The organism is Streptomyces sp. SCA2-17 (genome assembly GCF_044336695.1).
This window is the reverse complement of record NZ_CP117521.1, coordinates 2731903-2752047: the sequence shown is the minus strand read 5'-3', so window position 1 is coordinate 2752047 and position 20145 is coordinate 2731903. Positions and strand designations below refer to the sequence as shown.

The following is a 20145-nucleotide window of genomic DNA, read 5'->3' as shown; positions in this document are numbered from 1 at the left end:
GCAGTGGCTACCGACCCCGCGGGCGACGCGTCCCGCGATACCCCCCGCAATCCCGTGGCCGGCTTCGGCGTGACCTTCAAGGCCATGTTCAAGAAGCGGCTGACCGAGCAGTACCCGGAGTACAAGAAGCCGACGGCCCCCCGCTTCCACGGCCGCCACCAGCTCAACCGGCACCCGGACGGCCTGGAGAAGTGCATCGGCTGCGAGCTGTGCGCCTGGGCCTGCCCCGCCGACGCCATCTACGTGGAAGGCGCGGACAACAGGGACGAGGGGCGCTATTCGCCGGGCGAGCGCTACGGCCGCGTCTACCAGATCAACTACCTCCGCTGCATCCTGTGCGGCCTGTGCGTCGAGGCGTGCCCCACCCGCGCCCTCACCATGACCAATGAGTACGAGCTGGCCGACAGCAGCCGCGAGTCGCTCATCTACACCAAGGAGGAGCTGCTCGCGGGCCTGGAGGAGGGCATGGTCGACTCCCCGCACGCGATCTTCCCCGGCATGACCGAACAGGACTACTACCGCGGCCTGGTGACCGAGGCCGCGCCCGGCACGGTCCGCCAGGTCGCCGTGTCCAAGGGCGAAAAGCCCCACGAGGAAGGGGCGGACGCGTGAGCCTCGCCGCTTCCCTCGCCGCCTCGCCCGCCTCCACGACCTCGACCGGCGAGGCCGTCCAGTTCTGGATCCTGGCCGTCGTCGCCGTCCTGGGGGCGCTCGGCGCCGTCCTGATGAAGAGGGCCGTGCACAGCGCCCTCTCACTGGCCGGGACCATGATCGTCCTGGCGGTGTTCTACCTCGCCAACGGCGCCTACTTCCTGGGCGTCGTCCAGATCGTCGTCTACACCGGCGCGATCATGATGCTGTTCCTCTTCGTCGTCATGCTCGTGGGCGTCACCGCCGCCGACTCCCTCAAGGAGACCATCAAGGGCCAGCGGTGGCTCGCCGGGCTGTGCGTGCTCGGCTTCGGCATCCTGCTCCTGGCCGGCATCTCCAACGCCTCCCTGAAGGAGTGGAACGGCACCGGCCGGGCCAACGCGGGCGGCAATGTGGAGGGCCTCGCCGCCCTCGTCTTCACCAAGTACGTCTTCGCGTTCGAGATCACCGGCGCCCTGCTGATCACCGCGGCCGTCGGCGCCATGGTGCTCACCCACCGCGAGCGCACCGAGCGCGCCGCCACCCAGCGCGAGCGCGCCGAACAGCGCGTCCGCGAGGGCAAGCAGGTCCCGCCGCTGCCGGCCCCGGGCGTCTACGCCCGGCACAACGCCGTCGACATCCCGGGCCTCCTCCCCGACGGCACCGCCTCCGACCTGACCGTCAGCCCCACCCTGCGCGCCCGGGGCCAGGTCCGCGACGTCTCGGGTGAGGCCCTGGAGGACCTCAAGGCCCTGGAGCAGCGCTCCAGCGACTGGCAGGAGCGGGGCCGCAGCGAGGACGCCGACGCGAAGGGGGCGAGCAAGTGAACCCGGTCAACTACCTCTATCTGGCGGCCCTGTTGTTCACCATCGGGGCGGCCGGCGTGCTCATCCGGCGGAACGCGATCGTCATCTTCATGTGCGTCGAGCTCATGCTGAACGCCTGCAACCTCGCGTTCGTCACCTTCGCCCGGCTGCACGGCAACCTCGACGGCCAGATCATCGCCTTCTTCACGATGGTCGTGGCCGCGGCCGAAGTCGTGGTGGGCCTCGCCATCATCGTGACGATCTTCCGCTCCCGGCACTCGGCCTCGGTGGACGACGCCGGCCTGCTGAAGCTGTAAGGGGACGCTGACGTGGAGAACCTCATCGGATTGCTCGTCCTCGCGCCCCTGCTGGGAGCGGGCGTGCTGCTGTGCGGCGGGCGCAGGCTCGACCGGAGCGGCCCCTGGCTGGGGACCCTGCTCGCGGCCGTGTCCTTCGCGCTCGGCGTGGTGCTCTTCGCCGACATGCTCGGCAAGGGCGGCGAGGAGCGCGCCCTGGACGTCACGGTCTTCCAGTGGGTGCCCGTCGGCGGCTTCCGCGCGGACGTCGGCTTCCACCTCGACCAGCTGTCGATGACCTTCGTCCTGCTGATCACGGGCGTGGGCTCGCTCATCCACCTCTACTCCGTGGGCTACATGGCCCACGACGAGCGCAAGCGGCGCTTCTTCGGATACCTCAACCTCTTCCTCGCCGCGATGCTGCTGCTCGTCCTCGCCGACAACTACCTGCTCCTGTACGTGGGCTGGGAAGGCGTCGGCCTCGCCTCGTACCTGCTGATCGGCTTCTGGCAGCACAAGCCGAGCGCGGCCACCGCCGCCAAGAAGGCGTTCCTGGTCAACCGCGTCGGCGACATGGGCCTGTCGATCGCGATCATGCTGCTGTTCACCACGTTCGGCACCTTCGCCTTCGACCCCGTCCTCGCGCGGGCTGGCGACGCGGGGGAGGGCAAGCTGACGGCGATCGCGCTGATGCTGCTGCTCGCCGCGTGCGGCAAGTCCGCCCAGGTGCCGCTCCAGTCCTGGCTCGGGGACGCGATGGAGGGCCCGACGCCGGTCTCGGCCCTCATCCACGCCGCGACGATGGTGACCGCCGGCGTCTATCTGATCACCCGCTCCGGCGCGGTCTTCGACGCGGCGCCGGACGCACAGACGGCCGTGGTCACGGTCGGCGCGGTCACGCTCCTCTTCGGTGCGATCGTCGGTTGCGCCAAGGACGACATCAAGAAGGCCCTGGCCGGCTCCACCATGTCCCAGATCGGGTACATGATCCTCGCCGCCGGACTGGGCCCCGTCGGCTACGTCTTCGCGATCATGCACCTGGTGACCCACGGCTTCTTCAAGGCCGGGCTCTTCCTCGGCGCCGGCTCCGTCATGCACGGCATGAACGACGAGGTCGACATGCGCCGCTACGGCGGCCTGCGGAAGTACATGCCGGTCACCTTCATCACCTTCGGCCTCGGCTACCTCGCCATCATCGGCTTCCCGGGGCTGTCCGGCTTCTTCTCCAAGGACAAGATCATCGAGGCCGCCTTCGCCAAGGGCGGCACCGAGGGCTGGATCCTCGGCGGCGCGGCCCTGCTGGGCGCGGCCATCACCGCGTACTACATGACGCGGGTGATGCTCCTGACCTTCTTCGGCGAGGAGCGGTGGCGGCCGGCGCCCTCGCCGGACGAGCCGAGCGCCGAACCGGCCGCGGAGATCCGGGGCGGGGGCGAGCTGCCCCATCCGCACGAGTCGCCCCGCACCATGACGATCCCGATGGTCGTCCTGGCCTTCGGATCGGTCTTCGCCGGCGGCCTGTTCAGCATCAACGACACCTTCCTGAAGTGGCTGGAGCCGGTCACCGGGCACGAGGAGGGCCACTCGCCCGTCAGCGCCCTCACCGTCACCGCCGCCACCATGGTCGTGCTCGTGATCGGCGTCGCGATCGCCTGGGCGCAGTACGGGCGCCGGCCCGTCCCCGTCACGGCCCCCCGCGGCAGCCTCCTGACCCGGGCCGCCCGGCGGGACCTGCTCCAGGACGACTTCAACCACGTCGTGCTGGTCCGCGGCGGCGAGCACCTCACCCGCAGCCTGGTCTACGTCGACCACACCCTGGTCGACGGCGTCGTCAACGGCACCGCCGCCTCGGTGGGCGGCCTGTCGGGCCGGATGCGCAAGCTGCAGAACGGCTACGCCCGTTCGTACGCGGTCTCGATGTTCGGCGGTGCGGCGGTGCTCATCGCCGCCACCCTGCTGATGAGGGCGGTTTGATCATGGCCTTTCCCCTGCTCACGCTCACGGCCGCGGTCCCCGCGGTCGGCGCGGTCGTCACCGCGGCCGTGCCGGCCGGGCGGCGCACCGCCGCCAAGTGGCTCGCGTTCGTCTTCTCGCTCGCGACGCTCGCCCTGGCGGCCGTCCAGCTCGTGCGCTTCGACCCCGACGCCAAGGGGCCCTTCCAGCTCACGGAGTCGCACGCCTGGATCGCGGACTTCGGGGTCCGCTACGAACTGGGCGTGGACGGCATCGCGGTGGTCCTCATCGCGCTGGCCGCCCTGCTGATCCCCTTCATCATGCTGGCCGGCTGGCACGACGCCGACCCCCAGGAGAGTGGGTCCTCGCGCTGGCGTCCCACCCAGGGCTTCTTCGCGCTGATCCTCATGGTCGAGGCGATGGTGGTGATCTCCTTCGAGGCCACCGACGTCTTCCTCTTCTACATCTTCTTCGAAGCCATGCTCATCCCGATGTACTTCCTCATCGGCGGCTTCGGGGACGGGGCGGCCGGGAACGGCGACGCGGGCGCGGCGGCCCAGCGCTCGTACGCCGCCGTGAAGTTCCTCCTCTACAACCTCGTCGGCGGGCTGATCATGCTGGCCGCCGTCATCGGGCTGTACGCGGTCACCGCCGACCAGCTCGGCAGCGGCACCTTCTCCCTCCAGGAGATCGTCCAGGCCCGCGCCGCCGGCAAGCTCGACATCGCGACCACCACCGAACGCGCCCTGTTCCTCGGCTTCTTCTTCGCCTTCGCCGTGAAGGCGCCGCTGTGGCCGCTGCACACCTGGCTGCCCAACGCCATGGGCGAGGCCACCGCCCCCGTCGCCGTGCTGATCACCGCCGTGGTCGACAAGGTCGGCACGTTCGCGATGCTCCGCTTCTGCCTCCAGCTCTTCCCGGAGGCCTCGAAGTGGGCCACCCCCGTCATCGTCGCCCTGGCGCTGATCAGCATCCTGTACGGGGCGCTGCTCGCGGTCGGGCAGCGGGACATCAAGCGGCTGGTCGCGTACGCCTCGATCTCGCACTTCGGCTTCATCGTGCTCGGCATCTTCGCGATGACCAGCCAGGGCCAGAGCGGCGCGACGCTCTACATGGTCAACCACGGCATCTCCACGGCCGCCCTGATGCTGGTGGCGGGTTTCCTGATCTCCCGCCGCGGCTCGCGGCTCATCGCGGACTACGGCGGCGTGCAGAAGGTCGCCCCGGTGCTCGCCGGCACGTTCCTCGTCGGCGGCCTCGCGACGCTGTCGCTGCCCGGCCTCGCGCCCTTCGTCTCCGAATTCCTCGTCCTCGTCGGCACGTTCAGCCGCTATCCGGCCGCCGGCATCGTGGCCACGCTCGGCATCGTGCTGGCCGCGCTGTACGTCCTCGTGCTCTACCAGCGCACCATGACCGGGCCGGTGAAGGAGGAGGTGCGGGGCATGCCCGACCTCAGGGCGCGCGAGCTGGCCGTCGTCGCCCCGCTGATCGCCCTCCTGCTCGTCCTCGGCGTCTACCCCAAGCCGGTGACGGAGATCCTCGACCCGGCGGTGCGGCACACGATGTCGCAGGTGCACCAGGCCGACCCCAAGCCCGACGTGAACGATGTGGAGGCCGCGAAGTGAGCCACGCAGCATCCGTCCACAGCCTGTGGACGATGTCGGCGGACGCGCCGCAGAAGATCCCGGCGCCGCACATCGAGTACGCCCAGCTGTCCCCGACGCTGATCGTGCTCGGCGCCGCGGTGCTCGGCATCCTCGTGGAGGCGTTCCTCCCGCGGCGCGCCCGCTACGCCGCACAGACGCTGCTGACCTGCGTCGCGCTGGCCGCGGCCTTCGCCGCCGTCGTCGCCCTCGCAGCCGGCGGCTACGCCACGGGCAAGGCGCACGCCGCCGCGATGGGCGCCGTCGCCGTGGACGGCCCGGCGCTGTTCCTCCAGGGCACCATTCTCCTGGTCTCCCTGGTCGCCGTGTTCACCTTCGCCGAGCGGCGCCTGGACCCGGCGGCGCACGGCCGGCCCGTCGACTCCTTCGCGGCCCAGGGCGCCGCCGTGCCCGGCGGCCGGGCCGAGCAGGACGCGGTCAGGGCGGGCTTCACCACCACCGAGGTGTTCCCGCTCGTGCTCTTCGCGGTGGGCGGCATGCTCGTCTTCCCCGCCGCGGACGACCTGCTGACGCTCTTCGTCGCCCTGGAGGTCTTCTCCCTCCCGCTGTACGTCCTGTGCGCGCTGGCCCGCCGCAAGCGGCTCCTGTCGCAGGAGTCGGCCGTCAAGTACTTCCTGCTCGGCGCCTTCTCCTCGGCCTTCCTGCTCTTCGGCGTGGCCCTGCTCTACGGCTACGCGGGCACGGTCACGTACTCCGGCATCGCCGACGTCGTGAACGGCAGCGTCCGGACGCTCGACCCGGCCCTCGCCGCCACCACCGGCAACGACGCCCTGCTGCTGATCGGCGGCGCGCTCGTCCTGATGGGCCTGCTCTTCAAGGTCGGCGCGGTGCCCTTCCACATGTGGACCCCGGACGTCTACCAGGGCGCCCCCACGCCCGTCACGGGCTTCATGGCCGCGGCGACCAAGGTCGCCGGCTTCGGCGCGCTGCTGCGCCTGCTGTACGTGGTCCTGCCGGGGCTGCGCTGGGACTGGCGGCCGGTGATGTGGGGCGTCGCGATCGTCACCATGCTGGTGGGCGCGATCGTGGCCGTCACCCAGACCGACGTGAAGCGGCTGCTGGCCTACTCCTCCATCGCCCACGCCGGGTTCATCCTCGCCGGTGTCGTCGCGACGACGCCCGACGGCGTGTCGTCCGTGCTGTTCTACCTGGGGGCGTACGCGTTCGTCACGCTCGGCGCGTTCTCGGTCGTGACGCTGGTGCGCGACGCGGGCGGCGAGGCCACGCACCTGTCCAAGTGGGCGGGGCTGGGCCGCCGTTCGCCGCTCACGGCGGCGACGTTCGCGGTGTTCCTGCTGGCCTTCGCGGGCATTCCGCTGACGAGCGGGTTCGCGGGGAAGTTCGCGGTGTTCAAGGCGGCGGCGCAGGGCGGGGCGGGTCCGCTGGTCATCGTCGGTGTGGTGTCCTCGGCGATCGCCGCGTTCTTCTACGTCCGGGTGATCGTGCTGATGTTCTTCAGCGAGCCGAAGGAGGACGGGCCGACGGTCGCCGTCCCGAGTCCGCTGACGTCCTCGGCGATCGCGATCGGCGTTGCCGTCACCCTGGTGCTGGGCGTGGCGCCGCAGTACTTCCTCGATCTGGCCGGCCAGGCGGGGGTGTTCGTCCGCTGACGGCGGGTCTTCGCCCCGGCCCCCTCCCCGGGGCCGGGGCGAAGTGCTGTGTCAGCCCGCGGGCTTCGGCGGGATCTGGATGCCGCCCGGCAGACCGGTCGGCTTGCCGTCGCCGCCGACCGTCTTGCTCATCTTGTCCTGCTTGCCGGAGGCCCAGGCCACGGTGAAGGACTTGCCGTCGAAGTCCTTGATGGTGCCCGTGGTGTAGTCCGTGCCGCCGCCCTGGCAGTGCTTGATGCTGATCGTCGCCGGCTGGGCGTTGTCGACGAGCGTGCCCGAGCAGGCGGTCTTCCCGCTGAGCATCACCGTGTTCTGGGCGAACGACAGGATGACGATGCTCTGGTCGGCGAGCTTGCCGCCGTTGGACCAGCCGCCCGCGAGCTCGGCCGCGGTGACGCGCTTGCCGCCGGCCGCGGGCGCCGACGGCTGCTCCGCCGGGGCCTGGGAGGCCGGCGTGGCGCCTCCGGCCGGCTTGTCGTCCTTCTTGCCGCCGTCGCTCCCGCTGCTGCAACCGGTCATCAGCACAGCGGCGCAGAGCGCCGCCCCCGTGATCTGTACTGCCTTGCGCACGTCTCTCCTTAGGGCTGGTTCAGGGCATGACAAGTTAGCAGCCCCGGTCCGCCGCTCGGGGAGGACTCAGCCCGCGCCCCCGGCCCCGGCCCCGCTCGAATCCGCGCTGTCGCGCATCCGGTTCTTGTGCACGGCCCGCGCCGCCCAGTCCGCACGCATGAGCCGGTGCATCGCCTGCCGCTGGTGCCGGCGGCCCCAGCCGGGGCAGAGCGCCCCCGATATGCCGACGGCGGACGCCAGCGCGGCGAGCGCGCGGTCGCGCGGATCGGCGAAGCCTCCGCGCCGGGCCAGTTCGAAGCGTTCCCGTGCCGCCGTCGTCAGGTCCACCGGGCCCATGGAGTCGCGGCGGTACGGGACGACGCCGAGGAAGCGGCGCGTTTCGAGGCGCAGCGCGCCCTTCTCCGCGAGCCGGGCCAGCCACGGCTCTTCGAGGTGCCGCGAGGCGCTCCGTACCCAGGCGGCCGTGCGCGGCCCGCCGCGGCCCTTGCCGGGCTGCGGCAGGCTCGCCATCGCCATGGCCAGCAGCGGGTCCTCCGGCGGCAGCGGGTTCGTCACCAGCACCCGGCCGCGCTCCTCCACGACCCGTCCGGCCAGCCGCAGTTCGGCCAGCACCGCCCCGGCCGCGCCGTACCCCGAGGAGTGGCCGGCGCGCATCAGCTTGCGCCCGCTGACCGGGTCGAAGCAGAGCAGCAGCAGTTCCTCGGGGAGCAGCAGGGCCGGGGCGCCGCCGGTCATGGCGTCACGGTGCCGGTGGCCGGAACGCCCTCGCGGACCGGGAGGATGCGGCCGGTGACCTCGCCGAGGCCGATCCGCGCGCCGCCGGGGCCGGGCGCCCACGCCGTGAGCGTGACCTCGTCGCCGTCCTCCAGCCACGGGCCCTTGCCCGCGGTCAGTTCGAGGAGGCAGCCCAGCTGGTCCGGCTCGGGGCCGCTGACCGTGCCGGAGGCGTAGAGGTCGCCGGTGCGCAGGGTGGCGCCGTTGACCGTCATGTGCGCCAGCTGCTGCGCCGCGGTCCAGTACATGGCGGAGAACGGCGGCCGGGAGACCGTCTCGCCGTTGATGCTCACCTCGATGTGCAGGTCGAGGCCGCCGGGCTCGGCCGCGGCGTCGTCGAGGTAGGGCAGGAGCGGGTGGGTGCGCTCCGGCGGCGCCGTGCGGGCCTCGTCGAAGGCGTCGAGCGGGGTGATCCAGGCGGAGGCCGAGGTGGCGAAGGACTTGCCGAGGAACGGGCCGAGGGGCACGTACTCCCAGGCCTGGAGGTCGCGGGCCGACCAGTCGTTGACGAGGCAGACGCCGAAGACGTGCTCGCGGAAGTCCGCGAGGCCGACCGGGGCGTTCGCGGGCGTGCCGACGACGAAGCCGACCTCGGCCTCGATGTCGAGGCGGCGCGAGGGCCCGAAGGAGGGAAGGGCGTCTGCGGGCGCCTTGCGCTGTCCCTGGGGGCGCACGATGTCGGTGCCGCTGACGACGACGGTGCCGGCGCGGCCGTGGTAACCGATCGGCAGGTGCTTCCAGTTCGGCGTGAGGGCGTCGCCGTCGGGGCGGAAGATGCGGCCGACGTTGGTGGCGTGGTGCTCGCTGGAGTAGAAGTCGACGTAGTCGGCGACCTCGAACGGCAGGTGCAGCGTCACCTCGGAGAGCGGGTGGAAGGTCCCGTCGGCCAGCCAGGAGCGGACCTCGGCGCGCACGGCCTGCCAGACGGGCCGGCCGGCGGCCAGGAGGGGGTTGAGCGTCGGGGCCGCCAGCAGCCCGGCGTGCGCGGAGCCGTGCGCGTCGGCCGCGGCCGCCGCGTCGAGGACGGAGTCGCCGTAGCGGACGCCGATGCGGGGCCGGTCCGGGGCGTCCGCGGTGGTGAAGACGCCGTACGGGAGGGTGTCCGCGCCGAAGGGGTCGCCTTCGGGCAGCTCGCGGGGGCTGTGCTGGGGCATGGAACGCTGCCTCGCTCTCTCCTGGACGCTCCGGGAAGCCGGTGGGGCCCGGGTGGGGGCCCGCGGCCCACATTACGTGCTGGTGGCCACCAGGCAAGGGGTGTCAGGAGGGTGCTTGTGCGGGGTGCCGGGAGGGCCCCTGCGGGCGGCGTGGGGAGGGTCCCGCGCGGCGCCCCGAACGGCTGCCCGCAGCCCACGCGGACCGGCCTCCGAACCGCTGTCCGAACCACCGTCCGGCCTTAGGCTAAAGAGCGTTGCAATATCCGGTAATTCCTTGCTGGAAGCGGCGATTCCGAAGTAGCGTCCTTAATCGGGCCAGGCACAGTGGGGGGCCGCTGCGGCTGAGGGGCCGAGGGGGATGCTGGTGGCGAGCAGGAGCACGCCCATCGCGGCGGACCGGTCCGTTCCGGGACTGATCGTGAAGATCGGCGACTATCCCCTGCACCACGGCGGGGTGGGCGCGATCCGCAGCCTCGGCAGACTCGGCGTCCCCATGTACGCGATCACGGAGGACCGCTGGACCCCGGCGGCCGTCTCCCGCTATCTCCGCGGCGGCTTCGTCTGGCGGACGACGGGCACGGAGCAGCCCGCCGAGCTGGTCGAGGGCCTGCTGCGGATCGGCCGCGAGATCGGCCGGCCGGCCGTGCTGATCCCCACCGACGAAGAGGCCGCGGTGCTCATCGCGGAGCACTCCGCGGAGCTGTCCGGGAGCTTCCTCTTCCCTCGGGTGGAGCCGGAGTTGCCGCGGCGGCTGGCGAGCAAGCAGGGGCTGCACGAGCTCTGCGTGGAGCACGGGGTGCCGTCGCCGGAGGCGCTGTTCCCGGCGTCGTTCGAGGAGATCGAGGAGTTCGCGGAGCGCGTCCGCTTCCCCCTCGTCGCCAAGAACCGGGAGGCGTTCGAGCGCCGCCGCAAGCCCGCCGTGCACGGCACCACCCGGATCCACGGGCCGCGCGAGCTGCTGCGGCTGGCGCAGGACTGGGGCCCGTCGCCCGGCGTGATCCTCCAGGAGTACCTGCCCCGCGAGCAGGCGGAGGACTGGATCGTCCACGCGTACTTCGACGCCGAGAGCACGCCGCTGGCGATGTTCACGGGCGTGAAGGTGCGCTCCTGGCCGCCGCACGCGGGCATGACCGCCAACGCGTACGTCGTGGACAATCCCGAACTGGCCGATATGACGGCCCAGTTCATCAAGCAGATCGGCTTCAGCGGCATCATCGACCTGGACTGGCGGTTCGACCGCCGCGACGGGCGGTACAAGCTGCTGGACTTCAACCCCCGGATGGGCGCGCAGTTCCGGCTCTTCGAGAGCGAGTCGGGCGTGGACGTCGTCCGGGCCCAGCACCTCGACCTGACCGGGCGCAGGGTCCCGGAGGGCGAGCAGCCGGCCGGGCGGCGGTTCGTCGTGGAGAACATCGACCTGCCCGCCCTCGCCGCGTACCGCCGCAGCGGCTACACCACCCCGCACGCGCCCGCCCGTCCCAGCAGCACGGAGCTGGCCTGGGTCGCGCGGGACGACATGAAGCCGTTCTTCACGATGCTCGCCCGGTTCGTCCGGCCGGGCGTGCGGCATCTGTGGCAGATGTGGCGCTCCAGGCGGGCGGCGGCGTCCGTCGCCGAATGACCGGCGCATCCGTCGACGAGTAACCGGCCTTTTCCACCGGTGAGTAGCTGAGCAGCGCGCAACGACCAACGAGCACCGAGCGTAACGATCACCGAGCAATGAGCAGCCAGTGAGGAACGCCCTGGGAGGGGACTCGTGACACTTCCCGTAGCAGTCATCGGGGCCGGCCCGTACGGTCTGTCGACCGCCGCCCATCTGCGGGCCCGCGGGATAGGGATCCGCGTCTTCGGCTCGCCGATGGTGAGCTGGCGCGAGAACATGCCCGCCGGGATGATTCTCAAATCCACCCCTTCGGCCTCGAGCATCGACGCCCCGCAGCCGGGGCACACCCTGCTCGACTTCTGCCGGGAGACCGGCGAGCGGCGCTTCGAGTCGGACTGGGACACCATTCCGGTCGAAGCCTTCTCGCGCTACGGCCTGTGGTTCCAGGAGCGCCTCGTGCCGGAGCTGGAGCAGGTGCGCGTGGTGTCCGTGGACCGGCGGGCCGCGGACTTCGAGCTGAAGCTCGACTCCGGGGAGCAGTTCGCCGCCCGCGCGGTGGTGATCGCCAGCGGCCTCAGCGGGCTGGCCCAGCTCCCGCCCGAGCTGGCCGCGGCCGTCCCGGACGGCCCCTCCGTCGTGGGCCCGGTCTCGCACAGCTCCCAGCACCGGGACCTGACGCGGTTCGCGGGGCGCGAGGTGGTGGTCGTCGGCGCCGGGCAGTCGGCGCTGGAGACGGCCGTGCTGCTCGCCGACGCCGGGGCGGCGTCGGTCCGGGTGGTCGCCCGCCGGAAGGGTGCGGTCCGTTTCGGGGCGGCGCCGGACGGGCAGCCGCGGCTGAAGCCGGACACGCCGTTCGGCCGGGCCTGGTCGCTGTACGCGTTCTCGTACCACGCCGACGGATTCCGCCATCTTCCGGCGCCGGCCCGCCGGTTCCTGGTGGGGCGCGTGCTCGGCCCCCTCGGCGCGTGGTGGCTGCGGGACCGCTTCATCGGGCGGGTGCACGTCTCGGAGGGCACGCGGATCGGCTCGGCCCGGGTCGAGGAGGGCCGCCCCGTCCTGGACCTCATCGGCCCGGACGGCACGAGTGCGGGCGAGCTCGCCGCCGACCACGTCATCGCGGCGACCGGCTACCGCGTCGACCTCGCGGCCATGGACTTCCTCGGCCACGGCCTGCGCACCAGGCTCGCCGTCGGCGCGGGCGGCCCCCGGCTCGGCCCCGGCTACCGCGCGTCGGTGCCGGGCCTGTTCTTCACGGGCCTGCCGGCCGCGGCGAGCTACGGCCCGGTCATGCGCTTCGTCTGCGGCACGGAGTACGCCTCTCCGCGGCTGGCGAGGGCGGTGGGGGCCTTGCCGTAACCCCGGGCCGAGCCCGGCCGCGGGAACACCGCCGCAGCGGTGCGTGACCACCGACAAGGCGCCCGGCACCGCCGGGCGCCTTGTCGGTGGTTGTTCGCCGTTGCGGCGGGGATTTCGGCTCCTCCGCCGCCTCGGACCCCGGTCGGCGGTGCCGGGCCCGGCGGTGCCGGCCCCCGGCCCGGCCGGGGGTGGCTGAAACCCGTGGGGCGGAAACCGCCCGTTGGGGCGGTCCGTGGGGTGACCAAGGGCGTTGCGGGGCACAGGACAGATCGCACTCGCCGAATCGCGCAACGGGCCCCGGAAGCCCCTGTGCACCGGCTGCTGCGGAGGCCCGGGCAGAGCCCTCCGTAGCGCAACCCGGACGGGTGGCCACGGTGATCCAGAGCCGACCGGATACGCTGACTTTCGGTGGAGACAGCGACACATCGACAAACCCCGTGTTCGCAGGCAGACAGGAGTACCCCTCGTGACCGTCGTCGGGCCTTTCGGGCTGAGCGTGCGGGACCAGGCTCTTGAAGCCGATGTCCAGGCGGGACTGGCCGCTACCGAGGAGGGCCTCCTGGAGGCCACCAAGAGCGGCGTGCCCTTCATCACCGAGGCCGCACAGCACCTCGTGCGCGCCGGGGGGAAGCGTTTCCGGCCACTGCTGGTGATGCTCGCCGCCCAGTTCGGTGATCCCTACGCCCCCGGCGTGGTGCCGTCCGCGGTCGTCGTCGAGCTCACCCACCTGGCCACGCTCTACCACGACGACGTCATGGACGAGGCCGAGAAGCGGCGCGGCGTCGAGAGCGCCAACGCCCGCTGGGGCAACTCCCTGGCGGTCCTGACCGGCGACTTCCTCTTCGCCCGCGCCTCGCACATCCTGGCCGACCTCGGCCCCGAGGCCGTCCGCATCCAGGCCGAGGCCTTCGAGCGGCTGGTCACCGGCCAGATCCTGGAGACCGCCGGCCCGCGCGACGGCCGCGACCCCATCGAGCACTACCTGGACGTCCTCGCCGGCAAGACCGGCTCGCTGGTCGCCGTCTCCGGGCGGTACGGCGCGATGATGTCCGGCGCCGACGAGCGCACCGTCGACATCCTGACCCACTACGGCGAGCGCCTCGGCATCGCCTTCCAGCTCGCCGACGACGTCCTCGACATCGCCAGCGACTCCCACGAGTCCGGCAAGACCCCCGGCACCGACCTGCGCGAGGGCATCGCCACCCTGCCGGTCCTGCACCTGCGCGCCCAGGCCGCCGCCACCGGCTCCGCCGCCGACCTCGAACTGTGCGAGATGCTCGACGGCGACCTCACCGACGACGCCCTCCACGCCGAGGTGCTGCGCCGCCTGCGCGTCCACCCCGCCCTTGAGCAGGCCCGCCGCGACACCGTGCGGTACGCGGAGGAGGCGCGGGCCGTGCTGGCCCCGCTGCCCGAGTGCTACGCCAAGGCCGCCCTGGAGAACCTGTGCGACGCGGTGGTGCACCGCGCGGGCTAGCGCCGCCCCTGCCGCCCGCGCTGCGGGAGGCATACGCCGATCGGCGTGCTGTTCCACCCGAAAGTTGGCGTGCCCGTAGGGGATGTCCTACCCAAGAGGTACACGGACTTGATCCTGTCGACTGATGACCCGGCAGGCGCCGTCTGGTGGAATCGAAGTGTCTCGAGGCAGAGGGAATGACGGAAAGACGCCGGGGAGAAAACCCCGGATTCCTCCGGATTCCCCGCTCCACCACCGAGCGGCCGGGCTCACAATGAGCCGTGGGGGGTGGCGAGTGCACGACAGGTCGAGACCGCCGCCGACGACGGAGGTAGAGGACATGGCACGCATCGAACCGACCCACGGATCCGACGGGACGGCCAGCACCGGGGAAGGCACCCGGCGGCCGCACGGCCGCCGCAGGGCCGTCCGCTACGCCGTCCCGGTCGCGGTGGCGGGCGTCGCTGCGGCGTCGATCGGCATCGGCACCGCGCTCGCGAGCAGCGGCGACCCGGATCTGCCGAAGATCAGCGCGCAGGACCTGATAGCCAAGATGGCGAAGTCGGACGCGCAGCAGCTGTCCGGCACCGTCAAGGTCACCACCGACCTGGGCCTGCCCTCGCTGCCTTCCGGCCTCTCGCTGGGCGACGGCCCGGGCGGCGGCAAGGCGGGCCACGGCTCCGCCGGCAAGGACGCCGGGGCGGACACCTCCCCGCAGGCCAAGCTCACCGAGCTCGCCTCCGGCACGCACACGCTGCGGGTTGCCGCCGACGGCCCGGACAAGCAGCGCCTGTCGATCGTGGAGCGCGCCGCGGAGTACAGCCTGATCCGCAACGGCGACCAGGTCTGGGCGTACGACAGCAAGAGCAACACCGTCCACCACTCCACCGCCCCCAAGGACGCGCACGGCGGCAAGGAGGCCCCGCAGGAGCTGCGCGGCGCCTCGCCGCAGGAGCTCGCCAAGAAGACGCTCGCCGCGGTCGACGACTCCACGTCGGTGACGGTCGACGGCACGGCCAAGGTCGCCGGCCGCGACGCCTATCAGCTCGTCATCAAGCCCAAGGCGGCCGAGACGACGGTCGGCGCGGTGCGGATCGCGGTGGACGCCGAGAACGGCGTGCCGCTGAAGTTCACCCTCAGCCCGAAGGGCGGCGGCAAGGCCGTCGTGGACGCGGCGTTCACCAAGGTCGGCTTCGGCAAGCCCGCCGCGGACACCTTCGACTTCAAGCCGCCGAAGGGCGCGAAGGTCACCGAGGACAAGGCGGACGGCAAGGCCGGCAAGGGAGCCGAGGGCGGCCACGGCCGGGATGCGGGCGCGCCCGACCTCTCCGGCATGAACGTGCTGGGCAAGAGCTGGACGTCGATAGCCGAGCTCAAGGCCCCCGGCGGCGTGGGCTCCGGCGCGGGCGCGAAGGGCACCAAGGACGCCGGCCCGGCCGGCGCCCTGCTCGACAGCCTCGGCAGCAAGGTCTCGGGCTCCTTCGGCTCGGGCCACGTCTTCAGCACCCGCCTGGTCAACGCCCTGGTCACCGACGACGGCAAGGTCTACGTGGGCGCTGTCACCAAGGACGCGCTGATCAAGGCCGCGTCGAAGTAGCCGCAGCAGGCCGCAGCGGCACGCGAGCACACCGCAAGGGGGAGGCCCGATGGAGGAGCTGTCCGCCGCCGGGGAACCGGCGATAGCCACCCACGCGCTCACCAAGCGCTACAGGGGCGGGCAGCTCGCCGTCGACCGGCTCGACCTCGTCGTGCCGCGCGGCAGCGTCTTCGGCTTCCTCGGCCCCAACGGCTCCGGCAAGACCACGACCATCCGCATGCTCATGGGGCTGATCGAGCCGACGTCCGGCACCGCGCGCGTCCTGGGCGAGGAGATGCCGCGGGCCGGGCGGCGCGTGCTGCCCCGGGTGGGCGCGCTGATCGAGGGGCCCGCCCTCTACGGCTTCCTCACCGGCCGCGACAACCTCCTGCGGTTCGACGCGGCCGACCCCACGGCCGACCCGCGCACCCGGCGGGCCCGGGTGGACGCCGCCCTGGACCGGGTGGGGCTGGTCGCCGCGGCGGGCAAGAAGGCCCGCGCGTACTCCCTCGGCATGAAGCAGCGGCTGGGCCTGGCCGCGGCCCTCCTCCAGCCCCGCGAGCTGCTCGTGCTCGACGAGCCCACCAACGGCCTCGACCCGCAGGGCATGCGCGAGATCCGCACCCTGGTGCGCGGCCTCGCCTCCGAGGGCACCACGGTCTTCCTCTCCTCCCACCTGCTGGACGAGATCGAGCAGGTCTGCACGCACGCCGCCGTGATGGCCCAGGGCCGCCTCCTGACCCAGGGCACGGTGGCCGCCCTGGCCTCCTCCGCGCGGGGCAGGCTGGCCGTCACCACGCCCGACACGGCGGAGGCCGTCCGCGTGCTCAAGGAGCACGGCGTGAACGACCTCACCGTCGACGACGACCGCGTCACCGGCGAACTGCCCGCCGCGGCCCGGGAGCTCGCCGACCTCAACGCCGCCCTCGTGCGGGCCGGGGTCCGCGTCCGCTCCTTCGGCACCGCCCGGGCCTCCCTCGAGGACGCCTTCGTCGCACTCACCGGAGAGGGATTCGATGTCGCAGGCTGAGCTCACGACAGCAGCCGCGGTGCGGGCCGCCCCCCGCCCGCTGTGGGCGCTGTCGCTCTTCCGCAGCGAAGTGGGCACGGTGTTCCGGCGGTGGCGCACGATCGCGCTGCTGGGCGTCCTGGCGGCCGTCCCCGTCCTGGTCGGCATCGCCGTGAAGATGGAGACGGACGACGGCGGCGCGGCCGGGCACGGGGGCGGCGGGCCCGCGTTCATCTCCCAGGTCACCAACAACGGCCTCTTCCTGGTCTTCACCTCCCTCGCCGCCACCCTGCCGTTCTTCCTGCCGATGGCCGTCGGCGTGGTCGCGGGCGACTCGGTGGCGGGCGAGGCGAGCTCCGGCACGCTGCGGTACCTCCTCGTCGCCCCAGCCGGCCGCACGCGGCTGCTGCTCGCCAAGTTCAGCGCGACGTTCGCGTTCTGCTGCGCGGCGACGCTGACCGTCGCCGCCTCCGCGCTCACCGTCGGCGCGATCCTCTTCCCGCTCGGCGACGTCACCCTGATCAGCGGGGTGACCGTCTCCTTCGGGGAGGGGCTGCTGCGGGCGCTGGCGGTCGCCGGGGCGGTGGCGCTGTCGCTGGTGGGCATGGCGGCGCTCGGGCTGTTCGTCTCCACGCTCACCAACAGCGGGATCGCGGCGATGGCCACGACGGTGGGGCTGCTGATCACGGCACAGATCGTCGACCAGTTCCCGCAGCTGCACGCGGTCCAGCCGTATCTCTTCCCGCACTACTGGCTGAGCTTCGCGGACCTGCTGCGCGCCCCCGTCTACTGGGACCAGCTCCTGAACAACCTGGGCTTGCAGGCGCTGTACGGGGCGGTGTTCGGCTCGGCGGCGTGGGCGAGGTTCACATCGAGGGACGTGACGGCCTAGCGGCCGGCTCGGCCGTACGTACGGGTGCGGCCGCTGCGGATTCCGCCGGACGCTCGCCGCGGGGGTGGCTCGCCGTGGCGGCGGGCTTCTTTTGCGGCAACAGCCGCCCTGGCGCTGCGGCGGGGCCTTTCCTCCGCCGCAGCGGTGAGTAACCACTGTCCGCCGATTCGGCGGTGCCGAGCCGGGCCTCGCCGGTGAGGGGCCGTCGGCGAGGCCCGGCAGGCGTCCGCCTAGAAGGCCAGCTTCCAGCCGTCCAGGCGCCCCGTGTCCTGCGCCGCGATGTCCTGGACGCGGAGCTTCCACGTGCCGTTCGCGGTCTCCGACGAGGCGTCGACCGTGTACGTGGCGATGACGTCGTCCGCGGAGTCGTTGCCGCTGGAGTCCTTCAGGCGGTACGCGCGTCCGCTCGGGCCGACGAGGTCGACGACCAGGTCACCGCGCCACGTGTGCTTGATGTCGACCGAGACCTTGAGGGCGGACGGGGCGTTGCCCGTCAGCCCGGAGACCGTCACGGGCGACTCGACGGCCGCCCCCGCGTCCGGGATCGGCAGCTGGCTCTTGCTCTCGAAGACCTTGCCCTGCGGCGGGTTGGTCGTGCCGCCGCTCAGCGTCCACACCGCGCTCGCGATGGCGTCGGTGTCGATGTCGAGCGCCTTGTCGTTGATGTTCGCCGACGTGTCGCACGACGCGTGGTAGCAGCGGTCGAACGGCTGGCCCGCGGTGCCGCCCCACTTCTGGGCCTGCGCGGCGGTCTTGCGGTAGTCGGCGCCGCTGAAGAGGCCGCCGACGGGTATGCCCGCCTGCTGGAAGGGCGCGTGGTCGGAGCGCCCGTCGCCCTCGGTGTCGACCTCGGTGGCGATGTCCTTCGCGGCGAACCAGTTCTCGAAGAGGGCCTTGAGGTTCTGGTCGTAGCCGTAGACGAAGTAGCCCGGGTTCGGCGAGCCGATCATGTCGAAGTTGAGGTACGCGTCGATCTTCCCGCGCTCGCCGGCCGGCAGCTGGTTGACGTAGTAGCTCGACCCGCGCATGCCGAGCTCCTCCGCGCCCCACCAGCCGAACCGCAGGTGCTTGGCGGGCTTGTAGCCCTCGCGGGCGACGGCGAGCGCGGTTTCGAGGACGCCGGCCGAGCCGGAGCCGTTGTCGTTGATGCCCGGCCCCGCGGAGACGGAGTCCAGGTGGGCCCCGGCGAAGACGACGTGGTCCGCGTCGCCGCCGGGCCAGTCGGCGATGAGGTTGTAGCCGGTGGAACCGCCGGTGGTGAACTGCTGCACGGTGGTGGTGAACCCGGCGGCGTCGAGCTTGCCCTTCACGTAGTCGATCGAGGCCTTGTAGCCGCTGCGGCCGTGGGCGCGGTTGCCGCCGTTGGCCGTGGCGATGGACTGCAGCTGGGCGAGGTGCGCCTTGACGTTGGCGACGGGGATGTCGGGTCCGGCGGCGACGGCGGGCCGGGCCGAGGCGGTGGTGGGGACCGCCAGGGCCGGGCCGGCGGCGACGCCGAGCAGGGTGGCCGCGAGCGCGGCGCCGGTGGCCAGCAGGCCGGCCGGACGGGTGCGGCCCGTGGATCTCGGGGGGTGGGTGGGCAGGGTTGGTCCGTTGAGTTCAGGCATGGGGGGCTCCCAACTCCATTTGACGTGGCCATGATGTTGGGGGCGGCCTGAAAGAGCGTCAAGGGCGGATTCCGGACACGGGACGCCGGTTTCCGGATATCGGGCGGCGGGTTACTGCCCCTGAGCTGTGACTTCTGGTGTCTCTGGGGCTGATGTGACGTCTGTGTTAAGTCGCTCGCCCGAGACCGCAGTGGTGGTCGTGGCAGCCCCCGCGCCCGGTCCCGTGGCGCCGTGCGTACGGGCCCGGGCCTCCGCAGCCCGCAGCTCCAGCCGTCCGCGCCGCGCCGTCCGCAGCGCGTCCCACGTCAGCAGCGCCAGCGCGAGCCACACCAGCGCGAAGCCGGCCCAGCGCTCAGGCGGCATTCCCTCGTGGAACACCAGCAGCCCCAGCACGAACTGGAACGTCGGCGCCAGGTACTGCACCATCCCCACCACCGACAGCGGCAGTCGCACCGCGGCCGCGCCGAACAGGATCAGCGGCAGCGCGGTGATCGCCCCCGAGCACATCAGCAGCACCATGTGCCCCGCGCCCGGGGACAGGAACGTGCTGTGCCCCGTCGCCCCCAGGAAGACCAGGAATCCCGCGGCGGGGAGGAACTGCACGGCCGTCTCCGCCGCCATCGACTCCAGCCCGTCCAGCCCCACCTGCTTCTTGACCAGGCTGTACGTGCCGAACGACGCCGCGAGCACCAGCGCGATCCACGGCAGCCGCCCGTACACCACCGACAGCACGATCACGGCGGCCGCGCCGACGCCGACCGCCGCCCACTGCGCGGGGCGCAGCCGCTCCCGCAGGACGGCCACGCCGAGGGCGATGCTCACCAGGGGGTTGATGAAGTAGCCCAGCGACGTCTCCACGACGTGCCCGGAGTTGACGCCCCAGATGTAGACGCCCCAGTTCACGGAGATGGTGGCGGCGCACAGGACGATCAGGGCGAGGCGCTTGGGCTGCCGGAGCAGGGGGCGTATCCACGCCCAGCGGCGGGTCACGGCGAGGACGGCCAGGACGGCGATCAGGGACCACACCATGCGGTGGGCGAGGATCTCGGCGGCGCCGGAGGGGTGGAGCAGGGGCCAGTAGAGGGGGAAGAGGCCCCAGAGGCCGTAGGCGGCGAAGGCGCAGAGGAGGCCCTTGCGGGTTTCCGTACGGGGTTCGGTGCGGGGTGGTGGTGCGGGTATGTGCATGTCC

The 20145-nt window shown here is 72.3% G+C and carries 17 protein-coding genes; 12 read left to right on the top strand and 5 right to left on the bottom strand.

What is annotated here, in order from left to right:
• Positions 1-3: 3 nt before the first annotated feature.
• Genes nuoI through nuoN form a run of 6 tightly spaced genes read left to right on the top strand, consistent with a single transcriptional unit; the run spans position 4 to position 6959 of the window.
• Positions 4-612: an NADH-quinone oxidoreductase subunit NuoI gene (gene nuoI, locus PS271_RS12250; RefSeq protein WP_398381961.1), complete on the top strand. Its 609-nt coding sequence runs from the start codon at positions 4-6 to the stop codon at positions 610-612.
• Positions 609-1457: an NADH-quinone oxidoreductase subunit J gene (locus tag PS271_RS12245; protein ID WP_398381960.1), complete on the top strand. Its 849-nt coding sequence runs from the start codon at positions 609-611 to the stop codon at positions 1455-1457. The genes nuoI and PS271_RS12245 overlap by 4 nt, the downstream gene beginning before the upstream one ends.
• The gene (gene nuoK / locus PS271_RS12240) at positions 1454-1753 is read left to right on the top strand and encodes an NADH-quinone oxidoreductase subunit NuoK (RefSeq protein WP_030368474.1); all 300 of its coding nucleotides are present in this window, start codon (positions 1454-1456) and stop codon (positions 1751-1753) included. Before PS271_RS12245 ends, nuoK begins: the two co-directional genes overlap by 4 nt.
• A gap of 12 nt (positions 1754-1765) precedes the next feature.
• The gene (gene nuoL, locus PS271_RS12235) at positions 1766-3706 is read left to right on the top strand and encodes an NADH-quinone oxidoreductase subunit L (RefSeq protein ID WP_398381959.1); all 1941 of its coding nucleotides are present in this window, start codon (positions 1766-1768) and stop codon (positions 3704-3706) included.
• Between the two features lie 2 nt (positions 3707-3708).
• A complete protein-coding gene (locus PS271_RS12230; protein WP_398381958.1) occupies positions 3709-5310 on the top strand; it encodes an NADH-quinone oxidoreductase subunit M in 1602 nt (533 codons plus the stop codon).
• Complete coding sequence (nuoN, locus tag PS271_RS12225; protein WP_398381957.1) at positions 5307-6959, top strand: NADH-quinone oxidoreductase subunit NuoN; 1653 nt, start codon at positions 5307-5309, stop codon at positions 6957-6959. The genes PS271_RS12230 and nuoN overlap by 4 nt, the downstream gene beginning before the upstream one ends.
• A gap of 51 nt (positions 6960-7010) precedes the next feature.
• Here the strand turns inward: nuoN and PS271_RS12220 are convergent, their stop codons facing one another.
• From PS271_RS12220 to fahA, 3 genes are all read right to left on the bottom strand, one after another.
• Complete coding sequence (locus PS271_RS12220) at positions 7011-7529, bottom strand: hypothetical protein (protein ID WP_398381956.1); 519 nt, start codon at positions 7527-7529, stop codon at positions 7011-7013.
• Positions 7530-7595: 66 nt separating this feature from the next.
• Complete coding sequence (locus tag PS271_RS12215; RefSeq protein WP_398381955.1) at positions 7596-8264, bottom strand: GOLPH3/VPS74 family protein; 669 nt, start codon at positions 8262-8264, stop codon at positions 7596-7598.
• A complete protein-coding gene (gene fahA / locus PS271_RS12210) occupies positions 8261-9457 on the bottom strand; it encodes a fumarylacetoacetase (protein ID WP_398381954.1) in 1197 nt (398 codons plus the stop codon). Before fahA ends, PS271_RS12215 begins: the two co-directional genes overlap by 4 nt.
• 358 nt (positions 9458-9815) lie before the next feature.
• Here fahA and PS271_RS12205 point away from each other — a divergent pair, with 358 nt between their 5' ends.
• The 6 genes from PS271_RS12205 to PS271_RS12180 all read left to right on the top strand — a co-directional run bounded on the left by PS271_RS12205 (position 9816) and on the right by PS271_RS12180 (position 17349).
• Positions 9816-11078, top strand: a complete 1263-nt coding sequence (locus PS271_RS12205) for a carboxylate--amine ligase (RefSeq protein WP_120756517.1) — start codon at positions 9816-9818, stop codon at positions 11076-11078.
• A 135-nt stretch (positions 11079-11213) separates the two neighbouring features.
• A complete protein-coding gene (locus tag PS271_RS12200; RefSeq protein WP_398381953.1) occupies positions 11214-12416 on the top strand; it encodes an FAD-dependent oxidoreductase in 1203 nt (400 codons plus the stop codon).
• 466 nt (positions 12417-12882) lie between these two features.
• Positions 12883-13893 carry a polyprenyl synthetase family protein gene (locus PS271_RS12195; RefSeq protein WP_398381952.1) on the top strand — a complete coding sequence of 337 codons (1011 nt, stop codon included), beginning with the start codon at positions 12883-12885 and terminating at the stop codon, positions 13891-13893.
• Between the two features lie 319 nt (positions 13894-14212).
• Positions 14213-15469, top strand: coding sequence for a LolA family protein (locus tag PS271_RS12190; RefSeq protein ID WP_398381951.1), 1257 nt, complete (start codon positions 14213-14215; stop codon positions 15467-15469).
• A gap of 49 nt (positions 15470-15518) precedes the next feature.
• Positions 15519-16478 (top strand): ABC transporter ATP-binding protein, encoded by a 960-nt coding sequence (locus tag PS271_RS12185; protein WP_398381950.1) that lies wholly within the window; start codon positions 15519-15521, stop codon positions 16476-16478.
• Complete coding sequence (locus tag PS271_RS12180) at positions 16465-17349, top strand: ABC transporter permease (protein ID WP_398381949.1); 885 nt, start codon at positions 16465-16467, stop codon at positions 17347-17349. Before PS271_RS12185 ends, PS271_RS12180 begins: the two co-directional genes overlap by 14 nt.
• 230 nt (positions 17350-17579) lie before the next feature.
• On the opposite strand, the gene PS271_RS12175 is transcribed toward PS271_RS12180, so the two are convergent.
• Together PS271_RS12175 and rarD are read right to left on the bottom strand one after the other, a co-directional pair.
• Complete coding sequence (locus PS271_RS12175) at positions 17580-18956, bottom strand: M28 family metallopeptidase (RefSeq protein ID WP_398381948.1); 1377 nt, start codon at positions 18954-18956, stop codon at positions 17580-17582.
• Positions 18957-19067: 111 nt separating this feature from the next.
• Positions 19068-20141, bottom strand: a complete 1074-nt coding sequence (gene rarD / locus PS271_RS12170; protein WP_398381947.1) for an EamA family transporter RarD — start codon at positions 20139-20141, stop codon at positions 19068-19070.
• Between the last annotated feature and the right edge of the window lie 4 nt (positions 20142-20145).